Raw genomic sequence first — 20523 nt, 5'->3', positions numbered from 1 at the left:
TAAACTCGTGCGCTCGAAAAGCGAAGTGTTGATCTCAGAAGTGGTGACTGAGTCAGGGTGGCAGACCAGATTTTTGCGATTGCGAATAAATAGTCAGACCGTCTGAATCAATAGACAAAAAGCATTCAGAAGCTGTGTCCTATTGAGATCCACCCCTATGCTGCATGACTTGTTTGTCAGACTTCATCAATGGGGTCTTATTCCCCAAAAAGTGCCATTGCGCTCAGTTCTGATTACCCCATTTGTGGTTCAAACCATTGCAATTGTGGGCTTGGTCAGTTATTTGTCGTTGCAGAGTGGGCATCAGGCTGTTGCCAATCTGGCAGGTCAATTAACTAACCAACTGAGCGATCGCGTCCATGCGGCTCTCACAACTCGGTTAGAAATTTCTCATCAGATTAATCGGCTCAATGCAACGGCAGTTCGCCTGAACCAGATTGATCCCCAGCAGATGACGACGCTGGAGCCACACCTGATGGCTCAGTTAACTGAGTTTGACACCGTAACGAGTATTGCGTTTGCAACGGAGCGGGGCGATTGGCGATCGGTTGACCGCCAGCAGGGGTTACGTTTAGTGGCAGTTGACGCTGACACACCCAATCAAGCCACGATTTATCAATCTGATGCTGATGGCGATCGCCTGCAACGGTTAGAGACAACTTCAATGGATGATGTGCGGCAGAGCCAGTGGTATCTTAAGGCGATTGAGACGGGGGAACCGGGGTGGAGTGACTTATTTCACCTGGAGAATGAGTCCACTTTAGCCGTGAATGCTTACTATCCCGTACTTGACCCCAAGACTGAACGCCCATTGGGTGTGTTTTCGGTCAACCTGAATCTGAACCAAATCGATCTATTTTTGAAGCAACTGTTGCCCAATCGCTTTGGCGAGGTCTATATCGTTGAGCGAAACGGCTTAATGGTGGCAAGTTCAACCAATCGTGCGGCGTCATCGGTCAGTCCTGATACCGATCGCCACCCCCCCTTAAACCAGATTCGGCAGGCCGTTGGCAATCTGGCTCAAATTGACAAGCAACAGCAATTTGTGATGCAGGTTAACGAGCATCCACCTGCATCTTCAGGGTGGAGCAATGTATTCCATTTCCCGCACTGGGGCGATCGCCACTATGTTGAAATCACACCCTTTCAAACCGAATGGGGGTTGGATTGGTTGATTGTGCTGACTGTACCAGAAACGGCATTTGCTCAGGACATTATTTCCAATGCCCACATGACCATGCTGTTATGCGCAGGGGCACTGGTAGGGGCGATTACTCTGGGTGTCACGATGGCAGAGTGTATTGCCCGTCCTATGCATCACTTGAGCGATGCATCCCAAGCGATCGCCAGTGGCAAACTCAACCAACAAATCGACTCCAAAATCATCGTCAATGAACTGCGGATCATGGCGCAGTCGTTTAATCAGATGGCAACTCAGGTCCAGCAGGCGTTTGATCAGATCAAGATTGCCTTACAGGAGTCAGAGGAAAAGTTTACTAAGATCTTTCGGTGTAGCCCTGACGCCATCTCGATTACATCCTTTTCGGATGGAAGGTTTTTAGAAGTTAATGACAGCTTTTTAAAGAACTATGGCTACACACGAGAAGAAGTCATCGGGCACACCTCCCTTGACCTGGGATTATGGCAACAAGGGGGCGATCGCGATTGGTTTGTCACGCAACTCAATCAAGTTGGGCGGTTACACAATTCAGAGTTTCAAGTACGAACAAAATTAGGTGATGTTAAAACTGTTTTGTTTTCAGCAGAGATCATTGATTTAGAAGGAGAAACGTGTGTCTTAGCGGTACGGCAAGATATTAGCGATCGCAAAAAAGCAGCCGATCAACTCCGGGCTTCTTTGCAAGAAAAAGAAGTTCTTCTATCTGAAATTCATCATCGGGTTAAGAACAACCTGCAAATTGTTTCTAGTCTGCTGGACTTACAAGCTAACCGTACCCATGACAGTCAATCGCGAGAAATTTTAGCCAATAGTTGCAGTCGAGTCTTTTCAATGGCATTGGTGCATGAGTGCCTCTATCGCTCTCAAAACTTTGCTGAAATCAACTTTGCAAATTATGCTCACGAACTAGCAAATCACCTACTTTCTACCTACAAAACCCACTCTGATTTTGTTTCCTTGAGTGTTAATATTGATCCCAAAATTGTGATTAGTTTGAAACAGGCAATTCCCTGCGGATTGATGTTAAATGAACTAGTCACGAATGCTCTTAAGTATGGATTATCAAAGAGTCAATCGCGACAGATATATATCACCTTAAAGCAGGAGCAAGAACATCTACTGACACTAGTTGTGGGTCATGATGGTGATACTTTGCCTGAAAACTTTACATTAGAGGGACACAACACCTCTATGGGAATTCGATTAATTCTGACATTAGTCGAGCAACTCGAAGGCTCAATTGATATTCAACGAGGTGAGCAGACCTTGTTTAAGGTGACATTTCCAATCCACACCGCTCTGGTGACATAAACTTTACATCCAGGTGATCAATTCTCTCTCTGACACATTCTCTCAATTCAGAAACGTGAAGGAACTTTGCTCTATAACGGAGCAACTCTGTACAGCGATAGATTGACATCAATATAATTAGCATCAACACATAAGTAGCAATTGAGTCACAACGGGCGTTGCTGATTGAGGATATGAAATCGCGAGCAAGATGCTCGCACCCCCTTGTGATGATCCCGATAGGGTGAGCGTCTCGCTCACGTTGGGAATTTACGTATCATTTGTCATTTCAGCAACGCCGAGTCACAACGTATTGAGATCAGCTTGAACAGAGTCAATTCGTATAATAGAAATCTGAGGAGCTACGAGGTTAAGTTATTTAATTAATCGTTGTAAAGACTACAGATTTAAAGTAACTTCTCTTATCAAAGAAGCCATATTTTTGACTCCAATTTCTGAAGTATTTTATATTGTTCATCCTAGAGTTTTACCTATAGAATCTTTGGCTAAACTGTATTAGAAATCAAGTTATTTTGTTGTATATTATAACCACAGTGAAACCATAGGTGCATTTTCCCCAACACTAATGTGTGTCAAACAACACCGCTCCTGTTTAGCATTTCTGAAGATGCTCCCGTAATCAAACGACAGCCGTATCAATCAGAAAGGAGGATGACCGATGTGTTTGATGCTACTTTATTGGGTAGGCAAAATATTGAACTGAGTAAGAACCTCTAGGGCAACTTATTTCGACTCAGCCCAAAATACTTGAGGTCTTTTTATGAACTATTCTCAAGCAGAAAAATTTCAGGGTTTAAGAGCTATTACTATTAATTTTACTCTTAAAGAGTATATTCTTCTTCCTGATATATAGACGACTCTCAAGAAGATAAGATTGTCTCTATTTATTTTGAAGCAAATTATCACAATAAGCTGCCTAATGCTCTAAATCGCTGTGGGAATGTATGGCAAGGATTTTAGTCGTTGAAGACGAGCGAGTGGTCGCCTGGAACATTCAGGAAATCTTGCAACTGTTTGACCATACTGTTGTAGCGAATGTCGCTTCCGCTCTAGAAGCCATACAAATCGTTGGTGAAACTCAACCTGACCTCGTATTAATGGACATCCGCTTGCGTGGAGCGATGGATGGAATTGAGGCAGCGAAAGCCATTTGGGATCAATTTAAAATTCCAGTCGTTTATCTCACGGCTCATGCTGATGATCAAACGCTCAAGCAGGCACTCGTGGCTGCCCCCTTTGGTTATTTGTTAAAACCCTTTAATCGGTTGGAATTACAAGTCACGATTGAGACTGCGCTCCGCCGTCATCAAGTTGAGCGGGAGTTGGCGATCGCCCAGTATTGGTTGAAGACAACCCTGAGCAGCATTGGCGATGCAACGATCACAACGGATCGAATGGGGCGTATCACCTTTATGAACTCCACTGCTGAAGCATTGACGGGTTGGCAAATTGGTGAGGTGTTGGGTCAGTCTGCCACACAGATTCTCCAGTTCAAAAACGGTGTCACGGATGAGGCGATCGCCAATCCACTCTTTGCAGCGATGCAAACTCAGACTCGTGTCCTGTTGTTCGACAACTGTGTCCTATTGCGGCGGGATGGCTCAGAACACCTGGTCTGTGCTTCGGCATCTCCCATCGTCGATGAAGAGGGCAGCACGATTGGCAGCGTGTTGGTACTGCAAGATGCCAGTCATCGTACAGAGGCTCTAGAATCTCGGCGACAAGAAGCAGGGCAGGAGCGATTGATGATTGAGATGACCCAACAGATTCGGCGATCGCTCGACCTAAATGACACGCTCAACACGGCAGTTGCAGAAATTCGTCGTCTATTTCAGACCGATCGAGTGCTGATCTATCGCTTTGACGACCACTATAAGGGCACGGTGATTGCAGAGTCCGTTGGCGAGGGGTGGATGTCCCTGGCAGGTCAGGTCATTGTCGATGAGTGCGTCCGCCTGGATCGTTGCATCCATGCCTACATTCAGGGACATATTCAAAATATTCCCGACATTCAAAGAGCAGCCCTTGCCCCCTGTTATGTCGAGCTATTGGTTCAGTTGCAAGTCCGAGCCAATTTGGTCGTGCCGATCGTGCAGGGCGACCAGGTGTGGGGGCTGATTGCAGTGCAACACTGCTCTGCGCCGCGTCAGTGGCTACGTAGCCAAGTTGACGTGCTGAAGCAGTTGTCACAACACGTAGCGATCGCCATTCAACAATCAGAGCAATATCAAACGTTGCAGACAACTAACCAGGAATTGCAACGGTTAGCCATGATGGACAGCCTCACCCAGGTGGCAAATCGTCGCTATTTTGATGCCTATCTACAACAAGAATGGCACCGTCTAAAACGCGATCAGGTAGCGATATCGCTGTTGCTGTGTGATATTGACTACTTCAAGAACTACAACGACTACTACGGTCATCAAGCGGGAGACATTTGCTTACAACAAATTGCCCTGGCGATCGCTCAAACCGCCAAACGTCCGGCAGATTTTGTGGCGCGTTATGGGGGTGAGGAGTTTGCCATCGTTCTACCCAATACAGCCATCGAAGGAGCAATCTACATGGCGGAGCAGATCCAACAGGCGATCGCCCAACTTGCCATTCCTCACGCCGCTTCGGGCATCAGTTCATACGTCACGATTAGCCTCGGCATTTGTAGCACCATTCCCACCCTGCAACAAACGCCTCAGCGTTTGATCGCCGCTGCCGATCAAGCCTTATATCGCGCCAAAACCAATGGGCGCAATCTCTACTACGTCACCGCCCCCTCGGCAATGGAGGATGAGTGAGGTGCAGCGACTGATTCATCTGGGTCAGCCGTCAGGGGCACTTCAAATCGACTGGAAATGACCTGTTGGGGTTGCCAGGGGGCACGCCAATACAGATCTTGAATCACGGTTTTAGGCTCAACCTCAGACCAGTGGAACCGCACCTCTCCTAAATTGTTGAGTCCAACGACCTCATTGCCCTCCTGAAGCCAACGGTTGCGCCATAACCAGGTGATCACCCGGATGCACCGATGCAGCCATCCCCGTTGAGTCACGGTCGATGGCAGCACCCGCAGCACTGATTGAGCGGGTTGACGTTTGATCCAGGTGAGGCAGTAGTACCAGTCTGGTGGATTGGCAGGCTGATGAATGGCAGCCATCCAGGCTTTTTTGGAGTTGCCCCACCTGGCGTGAATTTGTTGGGCAACCGTAGCATTGGGCAGGTGCTTCAACTGGGAAGATTGCCAGCCAATCCAATATTGGGGAGGTTCCGGGGCGATCGCTTTAATCCTGGTGTGAATAATTTGCGTTTTCCACTCGGCGTTTTTGAAGGCACTGGAGGTGAGTTGCGCCAAGACCTGCGGGGTTGCTATTGCCGTGGGTTGACCTGTGGGAGCAGATGACCGTGACCCATAGTTGAGTTGGATGGCATAGCCATAGTGGATGTCACCTGAGAGCACCACAACGCGATCGCGCCACTGAAATAAGACCTCCAGTAACGCTGCAAACGCACCTTTGTGCAGGTTCCAGGCATCGCCCACATCGTTCTGATACACGTTTCCTTGCTTGAGATCCCACTGTTGCACCCAATCGATCGCCCGCATGTGAACGAGATTGGTTGGTGCAACGACCAGCGTCAGATCAACGTGAGAATTGCCCGATTGGTTCAGCGTGTCACCCTCTTGCAGTGGAGTTTGCAGTTGCCGCTTAAAGGCAGTCGGACTCAGCAACATGGGAGGTGCTTTAGGCGATTCATCCGCAGGATAGCCGCGCCAGGTTCGCGTATCTAACACGACCACTTCGTGGCGATCGCCCCGTACGGTGTAGTGCCAATCGAGGGCACGAGGGTCACGGTCGAGAATTAATGCCTCTCCGTCTCGTTGAAACTGGGGCAACCCGGTGTAGGGATTGGTTGGTGGCAACCCGACCAGTGCGGCGATGGTCTGATCCGCCACAGTATCTCGTCCTTGAGAGGCTGACCAGTGGGCGATCGCCCGCACTAACACCTCGCCCGATCGCCCCCCAGCAAATTGCTCTGGTGTGTTGCCCCACGCTTGAAAGAGAGCATAGGCTTGTAGCCCGTTTTGCACGACTCGTCTGCCCAACGGTTTACCCAGCACGCGCAAACACCAGGCTTGATTGAGATACCAATCATCGCTAATGTCATGATCATCAAACACCGTATAGGTAGGCGTGTTGGCTAATGCCCGACGCACTCGCCAGAGCTGTTGTTTGAATTTTCGGATGGCACTTGCTTCTCGTCGCCACGATCGCCCCACTAGACCATGCGGTGGCTCATCGGGAATCCTCGCTGGATGCAATACTGGCGACCACGCTAACAAATAGGCGGCACAATATTCCCCAAAGCTCAGTAGATGGCTCTTTGCATATTCTGGGTGATTTCGCAGCCCAGCCGTAAACCCCGCCTTGATTTCAACCAATTGGCTACGCTGTCCTGGTGAACAGTGTTTCGCCATTAGCACACGTCCCTTCTCAACGGGCAACGGTTCCTGCCAACCCAACAACGCATCGCCAATATCGGTTAACAGCCACAACCAGGGGTCACCCACATCATCCCCATAGATCTGATCACCCGTGAGAAAAAGCTGATGGGGGCGGGTGTTGGGGTCATGGCTATTGCGCTCCAGCAGGTAATCCAGCAGAGGTAAGGCATCCGGCCCACTGCCATGGGGTTTGCGACAGGAGCCATGCACAATTTTCAGATGGTTGAGATCAGACGGAGGGAGGGCAAAGGTTGGTAACCGATGTTGAAAGTAGCTGATGGAATGTTCAGGCTCCTCGGAGCCAAACGGCATCTGAAGTGCCTCTAGCAGAGTGCAATCTAAGCGGAGGTCATCTTCTTGAGCGGCTGACTCCAGAGGACTAAACCTGAGATTGTAGGCATACAGGCGATCGGGCGTCAGGATGTTACTTGCCACCGGGGTGGCAGTCACTGCAACGATATGCAAATGCTGCCCAATGGCGATCGTCTCACGAGTACCCGCAAGCAGCACTCGATCGAGTTCATGTCCCTGCTCCTGAGTGGCATAGACCTGCAAGGTCACCTCACAGGCGTGTTTGAGTGCGACCCAAACTGTCACCGCCCCTGGTTCCGTGCGCCGCAACATTGGTCCTGCTAACACCAGCGGCAACTGGCTCAGGCGGTGTGAAGCGGCTTCCCCAATGGGATGATCGCTCAACGGTATCCACACCATACGATATCCTCCCAACTCGCTGTCAATCATTCAAAGGACAATGTGGCAGAACACCAGATTGCTTAATACTGTGTCAGGAATATCACAATTGCATTTGAATTCGCTTCTGCCGTAGGAAAGGGGCACTGCCTGGGTTAACCCGTTGTTAATTGAATCCAGTTAAAAAACGTGAAAGAGTTGGGATGTAAATCTGAGCGATCGCATTCGTTGAGTTATGTCCCACGAAATTGACAATACCGAAGTGCAAGAGTCTCCTCGCTATGAGACGTTGGAACCTCATCAGAAACAACAACGACTCCGAGAACTGGCAATTGGCTTTTTTCGGCTAGGGGCGATCGCGTTTGGTGGTCCGGCTGCCCATATCGCCATGATGAACGATGAGTTTGTCAAACGGCGCAAGTGGTTCACCGAGGAAAAATTGCTGGATCTGCTGGGGGTGACAAACTTAATTCCAGGTCCAAACTCGACCGAGTTAGCGATTCACATCGGTTATGAGCGGGCAGGGCTATGGGGATTGGCGATCGCAGGTTCCTGCTTTATCCTGCCCGCCATGGTGATTGTGTGGATCATCGCTGCCCTCTATGCCCGTTATCAAGCGTTGCCAGAGCTGGGATGGCTCCTCTATGGCATCAAGCCCATCATTATTGCGGTTGTGCTCCAGGCTCTCTGGAAATTAGGTAAATCCGCTGCGAAGGATCTCCCAACTATCCTGGCAGGTCTGGCGGTTATTGTTGCCTTTTTCCTGGGAGTAGACGAAATCTTGCTGCTGGTGTTGGCTGGAGTCGCTGTCATGCTGATTAGAACCTGGGGGCGTGCTGGCAGCACGACCACCTCTGCCCTGATGTTGCCCATTCCCAGTCTGCTGGCTCAGGTAGGGGGTGGGGCTGGCACGTCGCCATCGCCTAACTGGATTCAGGTATTTCTGTTTTTCCTCAAAATTGGGTCGGTGCTCTACGGTAGTGGCTACGTGTTGCTGGCGTTTTTGCAACGAGAACTGGTGGAGCGGACGCAATGGCTCACCTCCCAACAACTCCTGGACGCGATCGCGGTGGGACAGTTGACCCCTGGTCCCGTATTCACGACCGCTACGTTTGTGGGCTATCTATTGGCGGGCAATGTCGGGGCGATCGCAGGCACGATCGGTATTTTTCTCCCAGCATTTGTGCTGGTGGCGATCATCAACCCCTGGGTGCCTAAATTGCGCCAATCTCCTTGGGCAAGCGGCTTTTTAGATGGAGTGAATGCGGCCTCGTTGGGGTTGATGGCGGTTGTCACCTGGCAACTCGGTCAAGCAGCAATCATCGATTGGTGGACGATTGGAATTGTAGTGATAGGGGCGATCGCACTGTTTTATTACAAGGTCAACTCTGCCTGGTTAGTCATTGCGGGGGGTGTATTGGGCTTGTGTGGGCAGTTGTTAAACCTGGGTTCACCGCAGTAGAAGGGGGAGTAGGGAGTAGGAAGTAGCAGTACTAATAACCAGGGACTAATGACCAATGACCAAATAATTAACCATCCCATCACCCCATCACCCATCTCCTCCTCCACCCACCCTTTTGCATAAATTGGTAGAGGCTAGACATCAAATACTTAAGTAACCGTCAAAATACCGAGACAACTATCAGTTTGGCTATACCATCAGGTCAATCTACCTGTCTTCCAGGAGAACTACTATGCTCAAAAACCTGAGTCACTCAGTCTTCATTATGGCTGCCGTGACGTTACCGATTTTCAGTTGGGGCGATGCAACGTTCTTCTCTCTTGGAGGGAGACCTGCTCTGGCTCAAGATACATCTTCGACCGATACCATACGCTTTGAAGTAGAAAACTTTACGGAGCACACGCTACAAGAGTTTTATATTTCTCCCTCAACTGATGACTATTGGGGCGAGGATCGATTAGGTGAGCGTGTGCTGGAGCGAGAGCAAAAATTAGAGATTGTCATTGATAGCAGCGACAGCTGTTTCTATGATGTGCTGGGCGTGTTTGATAATGGACAAGAGATTGTAGACCCCTACGTTGACCTTTGTATTAATGGGGGGACTTACAGCTATTACGGCGACAATGATAGGACCTTGAATGTCATCAATCAAACCAGCGTTGAACTTGTAGAGTTTTATTTCACACCTGCCAGTGATGACCGCTGGCGTGAAGATTTATTGGGAGAGCAGGTCATTCTGCCTGGAAGCTCGGCTGACATTCCTATTAATTCTGAGGAGTGTGAATATGACTTTAAAGCCGTGTTTGATGACGAAGATGTCATAGAGCAGTTTAATGTTAATGTCTGCGAGGGTGACGGCATTGTTTTTAGTGAGGGTGGTCAGTGATGCAGACAAAAACACATAAAATTGCGGGTCTGTCTCTGGGGCTAGTGCTGATTGTCAGCGCAATATTTCCATTAATTCACACCACAGCCAAAGCGATGGCAATGGCTTTCGTGACATCTAGTGAACCGAAAGGGATTCAGACACCTCCCTGTCGTCGCCCAGATGGCACTCGTGGTCCATGCAACTCACCTTCTCCGACTCCGTCTGGTTCTCCGTTACCTCCGTTACCACGCCGTTCACCTCAGGGCGATCGCCAGAGTTAACTCTGTACACTCAGTCAATAGGTGCCAGTTTTCGTTGCCATTCAACTACTACCAGTTGGGGTAAGCATGACAGACGTATTTATCTCCTACTGTCGTCGAGATAAGGAATTTGCCAACAAGCTTCACAGCGTCCTGGTGGGACAGGGCAAAGATGTGTGGATTGATTGGGAAGACATTCCTCCGAGTGTTGATTGGCGAGCTGAAATTTCGACTGGAATTGAAGAAGCCAATGCTGTGGTCTTTGTGCTCAGCCCTGACTGGATTGCCTCTCGCGAGTGCAATATTGAGTTAGAGCTGGCGATCGCCAGTAGCAAGCGATTGCTGCCAATCGTCTACCGGGATGTGCAGTACGAACAGGTACATCCAGCCTTAGCATCCATCAATTGGATCTTTTTCAAAGAGGCAGAGTCTTTTGATGAATCGCTGGCTAAGTTGATCGCAGCCCTTAATACTGACTTAGAACACGTTATCTTTCACACGCGATTGCTGGTGCGGGCGAAGGACTGGAAAGAACATGGGCAAGACTCCAGCTATTTGCTACGGGGCAGCGACCTGCGGAAGGCAGAGCAGTGGTTGGCTGCGTCGGAGGCTAAAGACCCACAACCCGCTCCATTGCAGATCGAATTTGTCCGCACGAGTCACAAAGTGTTGCGTCGAGAACGGCTAACGGTGGGTGGCATCTCTTTGGGGTTAGCTATTACCGCCACGTCAACCCTGGTTGCACTCTGGCAATATCATCGGGCTGAGGGACACCGAGCAGAGGCAGAGCTACGAGAAAAAGTAGCTCGTGTGAACACATTGATGGAGGTCAAGCCGGTCAATGGATTGGTGCTGGCACTCCACACCATCGGCATCAGCCTGAGCGATGATTCTCAGGAGGGATTGAACGAAGTGCGATCGAGTTTACTCAGTGCCATTCAGGGTAACCACGAAAAGAACCGATTGTTGGGGCATGAGGGAGAAGTGTATGCGATCGCCTACAGCCCTGACGGTAGAAAACTCGTTAGTGCTGACGAAAAAGGCGTTCTGCGATTTTGGGATTTGCAAACGGGTCAACCTCTTGGCAACCCTGTCTCAGCCCTTGATGTGCCAATCTACGCGATCGTCTGGAGTGCTGATGGAAGGATGATAGTAACGGGTGATGCCAATGGTGCGATCACTCGGTGGACGACAATGGGCAATCGCATTGGTGAATCGATTCAAGCGCATCAGGGCGCGGTTAATGCACTAGCATTTAGTGGCGATCGTATTGTCAGCGGTGGTGATGATGGCAAGGTGCGACTGTGGGACGCATCAGGACAGGCAATTGGTCAACCTTTTGAAGGACATACTGATGCCGTGTATGACGTTGCCAGTAGCCCCGATGGTCAGGCGATCGCCAGTGCCAGTACTGATGGTACGATTCGTCTCTGGAGCTTGGAGGGTCAACTCCTGGCAAACCCTTTGCAGGGTCATGATGGAGGGGTGTTATCCGTTGCTTTTAGCCCCGATGGGCAACACGTTGTGAGTGGAGGTTTAGATTATACAGTGCGACTCTGGGATTTGCAGGGCAACCCGATCGACCTCCCCTTTGTCGGGCACGAAAATGTCGTTCGATCCGTTACCTTCAGCCCATCTGGACAGACAATTGCCAGTGCTAGCCCCGATCGCACCATTCGCCTGTGGGATTTGCAGGGAAATTTAATTCGTGAACCCATTCGTGGACATGAGGGATTTGTCTTGCGGGCTGTGTTTACCCCAGAGGGTGACACGCTGATCAGCAGCAGTACCGATCGCACCATACGACTGTGGAATGTGGAAAATCATCTAGCGAGTGAAGTCATCTCAGCCCACAATAACGTCATTCAGTCCATCGCCTTTAACTCCCATGATCAAACCTTCGCCAGTGCTAGTGCCGATGGCACGATTCGCTTTTGGGATACGCAAGGAAAGCCCATCAGTTCACCCTTGCAAGCCCATGCAGATGGAGTGAACGCGATCGCCTTCAATTCAACAGGGACAATGCTGGTTAGCGGTGGTAATGACAAATTGCTGCGACTGTGGGATGTCCAACAACGCCGACAGATTGGTCAACCTTTGAAGGGTCACAATGACGCGATTCAATCGGTTGCTTTTAGCCCCGATGGTGAGACGATCGTCAGCGGTGGAGGAGAGGACGATCGCACCATTCGACTGTGGAACGTAGCAGATCGGCAACCCATTGGGCAACCGTTTGAAGGGCATAGCAGTAGCGTCCAATCGGTCACCTTTAGTTCTAATGGCGATCGCATTGCCAGTGCCAGCAAGGACTCAACCGTTCGCTTTTGGGATTTGCAAGGACGTCATCTGACCACGCTTCAAGGACACGAGTTTGGGGTTGCAGCGGTTGCCTTCAATCCGTTGAAAAACGTGCTCATCAGTGCTGGAGGAGAAGGCATTTTGCGCCAGTGGGATGTTGAGACAGCAAGACCGCTGGGCAGCCCGTTTCAGGGACATGAGGGCTTCGTCGCGGCTGTCACCTACAGCCCCGATGGCAGGACGATCGCCAGCACGAGCGAGGATGGTACCTTGCGACTTTGGGATAATAACGGCAATCCCCTGGGTGAACCCTTCCGGCAGAACAATGGGGTTGTCTCTGCTGTCGCTTTTCATCCAAATGGGCACCTAATTGTCACCGGAACAGAGGATGGTACCCTTCACCTGTGGCACGACATGATAGTGGAACGATGGTTGGCGATCGCCTGTGAACAATTTCAGGGCTATCAATTTTTGTCCAGCCTGACTACATTGAGCGCGTTAGAGTTGGAGGCGATCGCAGGTGCTCAAAACACCTGTAAATTTTTGCAGGCTGAAAGCTAAAGGCTAAAGGCTGGAAACAGTTTGATGTTTATCCTTCATCCTTTATCCTTCATCGTTTCAAGACATGTCGTTTAGAGTAATTACAAGCAAATAATCACTGCTATCGGGGGCATCGATCATGCTTGAGAAGAAGCCGTCTATTGTTGCTGTGAATACTCGTTTGCAACCCAATGAGACTCATACACCCGGAAATGATGTGTTCATTTCCTATTCACGCAAAGACAAAGCTTTTGTCGAAGTGTTAAGTGAGGCATTTAAGCGGATTGGGCGAGATCCGTGGGTTGATTGGACTGACATTTACAAAGGGGAAGAATGGTGGCAAGCCATTCAACGGGGCATTGAGTCTGCCAATACATTTATTTTTGTGATTAGCCCTGACTCGGTTGCCTCGGCGGTCTGTCGCGATGAAATTGACTATGCGGCTCATTGCCACAAACGTTTTTTGCCGATTGTGCGACGTGAAGGTTTTGACCCTCAACAGGTTCATCCACAAATTAGTAAACACAATTGGCTGTTTTTTCGCGAAACAGATGATTTTGATCACGCCTTTGACGAACTGGTACGGGCGATCGACACAGATGTTGACTACATTCACATGCATACCCGCCTACTCGTGCGAGCGATCGAGTGGCAACTCAAAACTGAAAACAACAGTTATTTGCTCCGAGGCAGCGACCTCAAAGATGCGGAACAGTGGTTAGTCGCCAGCATCAACCAAGACCCTAAACCAACCGAAATTCAAACTCGCTATATTCACGCCAGTCAAGCTGCCAAAGCTGCTTTTTATCGAGCCCGACAGCGTGCCAAGTGGATTGTGATGGTGACAACGGTTGTCGTCAATATGGCGATCGTTACTCTGGGATTTTACTGGTTCTACTACTACCTCTGGGAAACGACCGTCACTCGCATCAAAGCTGAGATGGTGCAGGCATTAAATGCAACGGTTGCCGGCGTAAATGGAAACGACTTTGCCACCCTCGCCCGTACTCCTCTCCCTCCTGGACAAACCGAGCCTGTCAGTAATCCCCTTTATCAAAAACATCAGGATTGGCTCTATCGCGTGCATACGCTAGTTCCCTATGCCAACCCCTACAGCTACACCGCTGGGACTCGCCCCGGTGAGATCTTGATTGTGGGAGACGTATTGCGGACGCTCGAACCTGAAAAAGCAACCGTGTTTCGACAATCATTTATCGTTGACCAACCTGACACAGCGGTCTACCAGGGGTTGTTTCAACTCAGTCTCACCACCTTTGTCACTCGTGATCAGCGAGGTGCTCAGTTTGCTGCGTTTGCCCCTATTCGCAACTCTACCGGACAAATTGTCGGAGCAATGGGGTTGGATGTTCACGCAGATTATGTGGTTAACCTCAAGCGATCAATCCGCGAGTTGATGTCATTCGCTTATCTAATTACGTTGCTGTGGTTCCTGGGATTGAGTGCGCTAATCTTGCGAGTCACTCGTCCGCTCAATGAGGAGGAGTAACACGGTCATGGAGTGACAAGGGGATGGGGCATTTGAACTTTGTCTGCGGCGAGAGTGACAGACGAGAGATATCTATCTGTTTTCACTTTTTCACTTTTTCTTCTCCCTTCCTCTTAATCTACTTTCCTAAATAAACGTAAGGTTGTATGAACCTTTTGTCCGGGTTCCAGTTCAGCGATCGACAATGATCGTGCAGATGTCTGTAACACTGAACTACCGCTATGCAGATTTTTCAACGTCCATCCCAACCTGAAGTAGAGACTCGCACTCGAATCCTTCAGGCAGCACAGCGGTTATTTGCGCGTCGAGGCTACGACGGCACGACAACTCGCGATCTTGCCGAAGCAGCTGGAGTCGCTGAGGGCACTTTGTTTCGCCACTTTGAAAACAAAAAAGCAATTCTCGTGGAAGTGGCAACTCAGGGGTGGATTGAAATTTTAACGGATCTGCTTACGGAATTGAGCGAGATGGGTAGCTATAAGGCGATCGCTCAGGTTATGCGAAAGCGGATGCTAAATCTACACCGCAATGCCGATATGCTACGGGTGTGCTTTATGGAAGCTCAGTTTCACCCAGATCTGCGCGATCGCATTCAGGCAGAGGTGATCGCCAAAATGACCGATGTCGCAGAAGCTTTCTTTCAAACGGCGATGGATCAGGGCATCTACCGCCGCATGAACCCGCGCATTGTGGCTCAAGTATTTTTAGGGATGTTTACAGTGGCCGGGTTTAGCCGCGATACCGTGATGGCTGAACATTCCTCACCGCAAGAAATGCAAGAGATGGCAGAAGGGATTGCCGATATTTTTCTCAATGGCGTTTTAGTGGAAGGGAATGCCTGATCTGGCTTAAAAACTGGATTGAGCGTGCGATCGCAGATCGACCCAAACCCCATAACCTTGTTCGGTCAGGGTAATAACAGCTGGTGTTCCACCACATCCCAGACTCCAGCCCAAAGCATAGGCTCTGGGGCAATCATCTGGCTCAAACGAAGATACGAGTTTGTAGAGTTTGTTTTGACAAACCATGCCCTGCCGGACTGAGCCGTTGAGATAGAAATTAAACGTCCGTACTGCCTCTTCCTTAACGACAAATGGCATCATCAACCATCCCACTAATCAACATCTTCCCAATAAACCTGTTATAAGCCTGCAAACTTCTCAATATGAACGGTAAGTTTCCCAGTTTGCAGCTCCGTAGGAGTACTTACGTGAAATTACTGGTATACCAAATTGTCAGAACTGGTACCGCTATTAAAATGGGGCACAGAGGTCTGCAATACGGACAGGAGTACTGGCACCCCTATTCCTTTTCATCTCAGTGCCTTGAAAGAACTTGATGCCAACTACATATACCTATCCGACTCTTCACTTTTACTTCACATAAGAGTCCGTGGTAATCCCATAGAAATAGAGCTGTAGCCGCGAATTGATTCGCCAGGTGCTTAATCCATGACGTTAACAGTACGACTCTGTTCTGGGGAAATCTTGTAATCAATCCAAAAAAGTGGGAGCTTCCGAACAAATGTTCTAGAATACAAATCAAATCTTCTATTCATCGCTCCCGTAGAGCTTATGGATCGCGATCAGAGGCTTCAACCGCCATCTGCTGAGGGTGAAGCACTTAACGATGAGGCACGAATAGGTCAGGCATCTCCGTTGCCATCAACAACGGTAGATGATCCCTGGAGTGAGTATTCTACTCCAGACACGGTTAATGTATTGGCATGGTTTCGCTTGCTCTGGGAGCACCCACTGGTTTTTTGGAGCGGTATTTGGGTGCTGTTGTTGCTAATCACCGGAATTGCGGTCACCAGTCTGATGAGCCCTGAGTTGTCACGGGTCAATCCTGATAGCCCGGATAGCCCTCAGCCTAATGTTTCCACCGATGTTAGTTCCAGAACGTTGCCCGCATGGGCACTGGGAACGATTACCCTGAGTTGTATTGCAGGCTCCTTGCTCATTTCTCAACGCTTTAAGCAGGTTCGTCGAGAGTCGCGATCGCCTCAATCCAACACAGCAGCAGAATCTCTGCCTCTGGCTGAGCAATCTAGCGACTTAGCTTTGCCGCTTCCCTTACCTGCTGCCTCTCCAACAATGGCTGCTTTGCCTGCGATGACAGTAGTGACCCCAATCTACGAGCCTCCTGAGCCAGAGCAACCTGTAGTGACAGTTGTTCCCGCAGATGAAAGCACACCGCTCGACTGGGAAGATGCGGGTCTAGCCGAGATTATGGATATTCGCTATCGCCGCCACCGCTAATGGGGCAGCGATCAAGGACTGGGGCGAGATGCTCTAAATGTAGCCAGGGCATTTTGCCCAAAGCTCGCCCACATCGCAACCCTAATCGAGCTTCAGTGCGTTGGCAGGCACTAAGTCCCATGATTCAACGGTGCGAAGCCGAGCAATCCAACCCGCTGCTTTTTGGGCTGGGGTCAGATTTTGTTGAAATGAAGTATGGCACTCTTTCGCTTCATTTTCATTGCAGGAGGCAATACAGGAGTAGATAATCCCAGAGGGATCAATTTGTTCGTTGACCCAAATGGTTTTCATGCGATTAACCTTATTAAGAATGACCTGGGTTTATGTCTTGATTTTATCGCCCTGCTCCAAGCTCAGCAGTGAAGATTTTTCAACAGGATGAGGGCACCCTGAAATCCCCGTTTTTTTGAAACGCAACTTAAACCACGACTATCACACTCCTAAGTACTGCTATTCATAGATAGGGTTTGGAAATAAAACCAGGGGGGTGTGGGGGCTGCGCCCCCAGCTAGGGGTTCCACCCCTGCACCCCAAATTCCCACCCTTATTTACGACGAGTTGTACTAAGCAAGCAGGGAGCTAAACCGCTAAGTCTCCGATTGACTGGCTAGAACGGCGATCGCTTCTCCCGTTACTCGGCAAATGCGCCACTCCTCCATCAGCGTGGCTCCAATCCGTCGATAAAAAGCGATCGCAGGTTCATTCCAATCCAACACGCTCCACTCCAATCGCCCACAGTCTCGTGCTTGCGCCAGTTTTGCCAGATGAGCCAACAGGGCTTTGCCAACCCCCTGTCCTCGATACTCTGGCAGCACAAATAAATCTTCGAGATAAATACCAGGCTTGGTGAGGAATGTAGAGTAGTTAGAAAAGAACAACGCAAAACCGATGGGGTTGCCCTCATGCTCTGCCAAAATCGCCTCACAGGCGGGGCGATCGCCCGACAAATCAGTGGCTAACAGTGCAGCGTTGCCAGTCACTGCATGGGATAACTTTTCATACTCCGCTAACGCCTGAATCAAATGGAACAGAACTTCGGCATCGGCAGATGTAGCAGGGCGAATCGTCAGGGTTGAGGTCAAAGAAGTTGCAGAATCTGGCATAGGAACCAAAGGTAGTACTGCTCTGACAGTATCATGTCAAACCGGGGAAGTCGTTCGGTTTTGACCGTTAAACCTAATAGCTCCCACGAAAAACCCGCCTAAGCAGACCAGCACCAACTTTGAGCCGCATAGTCTACATCGGACAAGCCGTTGATCTCCTATGACCTGCAAAGACAAACTTCGTTCTAACAGAGGTTGCCTGGACTCGCGCCAAGGTATGCAAATGGATTTCTCAGGCTGTTAACCTGATTAACGCTGCCCCCTATCGCAACCAACTCTTGAGCCGTGCTGCTACCTGAGGACGCCGCAACTTCCGCATTGCTTTCGTCTGGATCTGACGAACCCGTTCGCGTGAGAGGTTAAACAAACCGCCCACCTCTTCTAAGGTATGAGGTTCCCCAGTGGTTAACCCGTAGCGCAGCGAGATGATATCTTTTTCTCGCTCTGTCAGCACATCACCCAAAATGCTGTGAATTTCCTGGCGCATCATGGTTTCACTCATTTGCGCTTCCGGAGAGAGGGTGCTGTTGTCCTCCAACAACTCCATTAGTTCGGTGTCTTCTCCTTTACCAACCCGGTGATTGAGGGAGAGCGATCGCCGCCGTACTTGTTGCAAGTTGCGGAGTTGATCCGGGGTGAGATCGAGGGCAGCCGCCAACTCTGCCTCGGTTGGGTTACGGTTTAGTTCTTTCCGCAGTTCCCGGTGAGACTTCTTCAGTTTGTTGAGCTTTTCAACAATATGAATCGGAAGACGAATCGTACGAGCATCATTGGCGATCGTCCGTGTGATGCCCTGACGAATCCACCAGTAGGCATAGGTTGAGAACTTGTAGCCCTTGTCAGGATCAAATTTTTCGGTTGCCCGGTTCAGTCCTAAGGCTCCCTCTTGAATCAGATCTAGAAAAGGCACGCCCCGATTGAGATATCGCTTGGCAATCGACACAACCAAGCGCAGGTTGGAGCGGATCATTTTGCGTTTTGCCATGCGGCTACGATAGAGCCGATGTTCGAGTTGCCGTTCGTTGAGTTCAAGTGCAGCGGCAACCTCCGCTTTAGAGGGGTTGTAGCCTAACTCTGTCCGCAGGCGATCGCGCAACTCCTCAATTTCAATCAAAAACTTCACCCGACGAGCCAACTCGATCTCTTCATCGGGTTTTAACAGCGGGTATCGCGCCATCTCTTTGAAAAAAGCCCCGACCGCATCATCGGAAATCGTTTTACGATATCCCGGAAAATGCTCAGCCATGACCGCTTCTACATCTTCATCGGCTTCATCGTCCGCCGCAAACCCAGATAAGGGCTCCTCTGCCTCAGGCTCAGCGTCTTTTATGACATCTTCGATGATATCGATAGGAACGTCCTCAACGTCATCGCTATCTAATTCCTTTGAATCAAGAGTATTAAAAAATTCATCCTCGAAAGCAGTTTCAAACTGCAAGGTATCGGGGGCTTCCATCGTAGAGTTATCCATTGCTTGCTCAGAGTGATGATTGAATATTGCTGTCATATGAAGATGGTTATCCTAGCTATGATCGGTTTTGTCAATATCAAAAATTGAAAAAAATGTTATGAAAATCTTTGAGAGCATTCATTAGGTTCTGTTAATTAGTTTTTAGAGGCAGAGACGCGATAGTTTTGATAACTTTACTCGGTTGATCCAATAGATTCAAGTAATTGGAGAGAAAAGATAGATCTCATCTATATCGATCGCATTTAAAGGGATAGACCGTAAGACACCATAGACCGATTTTGAAGGTTGCGATCGCACCTGTAAAACACCCCGGAGTCCCTTCAACCTAGCCCATAACTGTGTTTTCGTGGTCGCCTGAACTACAAAATCAGTCCAAAGGCTACGGTAGAAAGAACTTTAATTCTTGAGGGGAAATAAAGTGATGATGTCGAGATCTAGAGCTGGATCAACACCTTCAAATAAGGTGTCGATCTTTACAAAAAGCTCAGGCTGGATCGCCAAATGCAAACGAATGTTAACGTCTTGCCTCTTGCTTCTCATTAACGTGCCAAACAGGTTGCCTGACTTGACTAGAGTCTACTACAGCACTCTTGGGTTTTAGTAGCATCCTATAGAGGTAGAGCCAACCATTTCTTAATCTGTCAATGGATAGAAAAGTAAAGTAATTGACATGATCAAGATATGTTTAAAGCCGACAATTCAGCTTTGTACCTTTAGGAGGATGTTTCCTCATTCCTGAGGCTCTTCATCCCTTCCAAAGTGTTTGATTCACTACAAAAAATGTCTGAACCGATGAACAGGGCTGCTGTAAAGCAATGGTTCAATCGCCTCAAATTACAGCAATATAGATGCAAAATCAGAAACTGGATGCACTTACATACGTATATACGTACGGCAACCTATATATATGTAGGGATATATGTAGGGTTACTCCAAATTTCTCGCGTTTTGATACCGCGAATTGCTGCGTTGTACCTTATAAACGCAACCGGTTAAACGTAACCGACATTAGTCAACTCGTAGCAGCGGCAATCGGGAAAGCCCAGGCTCGTAACTCAGGCTCGTAACTTCAGAGTG

The 20523-nt window shown here is 49.3% G+C and carries 14 protein-coding genes; 9 read left to right on the top strand and 5 right to left on the bottom strand.

The annotated features are described in order from the left end of the window. Window positions 1-157 precede the first annotated feature (157 nt). Complete coding sequence (locus H6G89_RS08105; protein ID WP_190504793.1) at window positions 158-2491, top strand: histidine kinase dimerization/phosphoacceptor domain -containing protein; 2334 nt, start codon at window positions 158-160, stop codon at window positions 2489-2491. A 944-nt stretch (window positions 2492-3435) separates the two neighbouring features. Further along, entirely contained in the window at window positions 3436-5283 is a 1848-nt protein-coding gene (locus tag H6G89_RS08100) for a diguanylate cyclase domain-containing protein (protein WP_190504792.1), read from the top strand. On the opposite strand, the gene H6G89_RS08095 is transcribed toward H6G89_RS08100, so the two are convergent. Beyond that, entirely contained in the window at window positions 5247-7727 is a 2481-nt protein-coding gene (locus H6G89_RS08095; protein ID WP_242059855.1) for an alkaline phosphatase D family protein, read from the bottom strand. The genes H6G89_RS08100 and H6G89_RS08095 overlap by 37 nt on opposite strands. A gap of 184 nt (window positions 7728-7911) precedes the next feature. Here H6G89_RS08095 and H6G89_RS08090 point away from each other — a divergent pair, with 184 nt between their 5' ends. The 6 genes from H6G89_RS08090 to H6G89_RS08065 all read left to right on the top strand — a co-directional run bounded on the left by H6G89_RS08090 (window position 7912) and on the right by H6G89_RS08065 (window position 15453). Next, window positions 7912-9138 (top strand): chromate transporter, encoded by a 1227-nt coding sequence (locus H6G89_RS08090; protein ID WP_190504791.1) that lies wholly within the window; start codon window positions 7912-7914, stop codon window positions 9136-9138. A 232-nt stretch (window positions 9139-9370) separates the two neighbouring features. After that, window positions 9371-10024, top strand: coding sequence for a hypothetical protein (locus tag H6G89_RS08085; protein WP_190504790.1), 654 nt, complete (start codon window positions 9371-9373; stop codon window positions 10022-10024). Beyond that, window positions 10024-10287, top strand: coding sequence for a hypothetical protein (locus tag H6G89_RS08080; protein ID WP_190504789.1), 264 nt, complete (start codon window positions 10024-10026; stop codon window positions 10285-10287). Before H6G89_RS08085 ends, H6G89_RS08080 begins: the two co-directional genes overlap by 1 nt. A 66-nt stretch (window positions 10288-10353) precedes the next feature. Beyond that, window positions 10354-13125, top strand: coding sequence for a TIR domain-containing protein (locus H6G89_RS08075; protein WP_190504788.1), 2772 nt, complete (start codon window positions 10354-10356; stop codon window positions 13123-13125). 118 nt (window positions 13126-13243) lie between these two features. After that, entirely contained in the window at window positions 13244-14611 is a 1368-nt protein-coding gene (locus H6G89_RS08070) for a toll/interleukin-1 receptor domain-containing protein (protein WP_190504787.1), read from the top strand. A gap of 221 nt (window positions 14612-14832) precedes the next feature. Then, window positions 14833-15453 (top strand): TetR/AcrR family transcriptional regulator, encoded by a 621-nt coding sequence (locus H6G89_RS08065; RefSeq protein WP_190504786.1) that lies wholly within the window; start codon window positions 14833-14835, stop codon window positions 15451-15453. A gap of 6 nt (window positions 15454-15459) precedes the next feature. Here the strand turns inward: H6G89_RS08065 and H6G89_RS08060 are convergent, their stop codons facing one another. Continuing rightward, entirely contained in the window at window positions 15460-15714 is a 255-nt protein-coding gene (locus H6G89_RS08060) for a hypothetical protein (RefSeq protein WP_190504785.1), read from the bottom strand. 471 nt (window positions 15715-16185) lie between these two features. Between H6G89_RS08060 and H6G89_RS08055 the strand changes: the two genes are divergently transcribed. After that, entirely contained in the window at window positions 16186-16872 is a 687-nt protein-coding gene (locus H6G89_RS08055) for a hypothetical protein (RefSeq protein WP_190504784.1), read from the top strand. Between the two features lie 81 nt (window positions 16873-16953). Here H6G89_RS08055 and H6G89_RS08050 read toward each other — a convergent pair whose 3' ends face one another. The 3 genes from H6G89_RS08050 to H6G89_RS08040 form a co-directional block, all read right to left on the bottom strand. Next, window positions 16954-17163, bottom strand: a complete 210-nt coding sequence (locus tag H6G89_RS08050) for a glycogen debranching protein (protein ID WP_190504783.1) — start codon at window positions 17161-17163, stop codon at window positions 16954-16956. Between the two features lie 296 nt (window positions 17164-17459). Then, a complete protein-coding gene (locus tag H6G89_RS08045) occupies window positions 17460-17975 on the bottom strand; it encodes a GNAT family N-acetyltransferase (RefSeq protein ID WP_190504782.1) in 516 nt (171 codons plus the stop codon). Window positions 17976-18237: 262 nt separating this feature from the next. Continuing rightward, on the bottom strand, window positions 18238-19446 hold the full coding sequence (locus H6G89_RS08040; protein WP_441339441.1) for an RpoD/SigA family RNA polymerase sigma factor: 1209 nt from the start codon (window positions 19444-19446) through the stop codon (window positions 18238-18240). Window positions 19447-20523 lie beyond the last annotated feature (1077 nt).

The sequence above is a fragment of the Oscillatoria sp. FACHB-1407 genome, from assembly GCF_014697545.1.
Taxonomy (GTDB): domain Bacteria; phylum Cyanobacteriota; class Cyanobacteriia; order Elainellales; family Elainellaceae; genus FACHB-1407.
The sequence above is the reverse complement of the archived record's forward strand: the minus strand, read 5'-3'. Positions and strand labels throughout refer to the sequence as shown.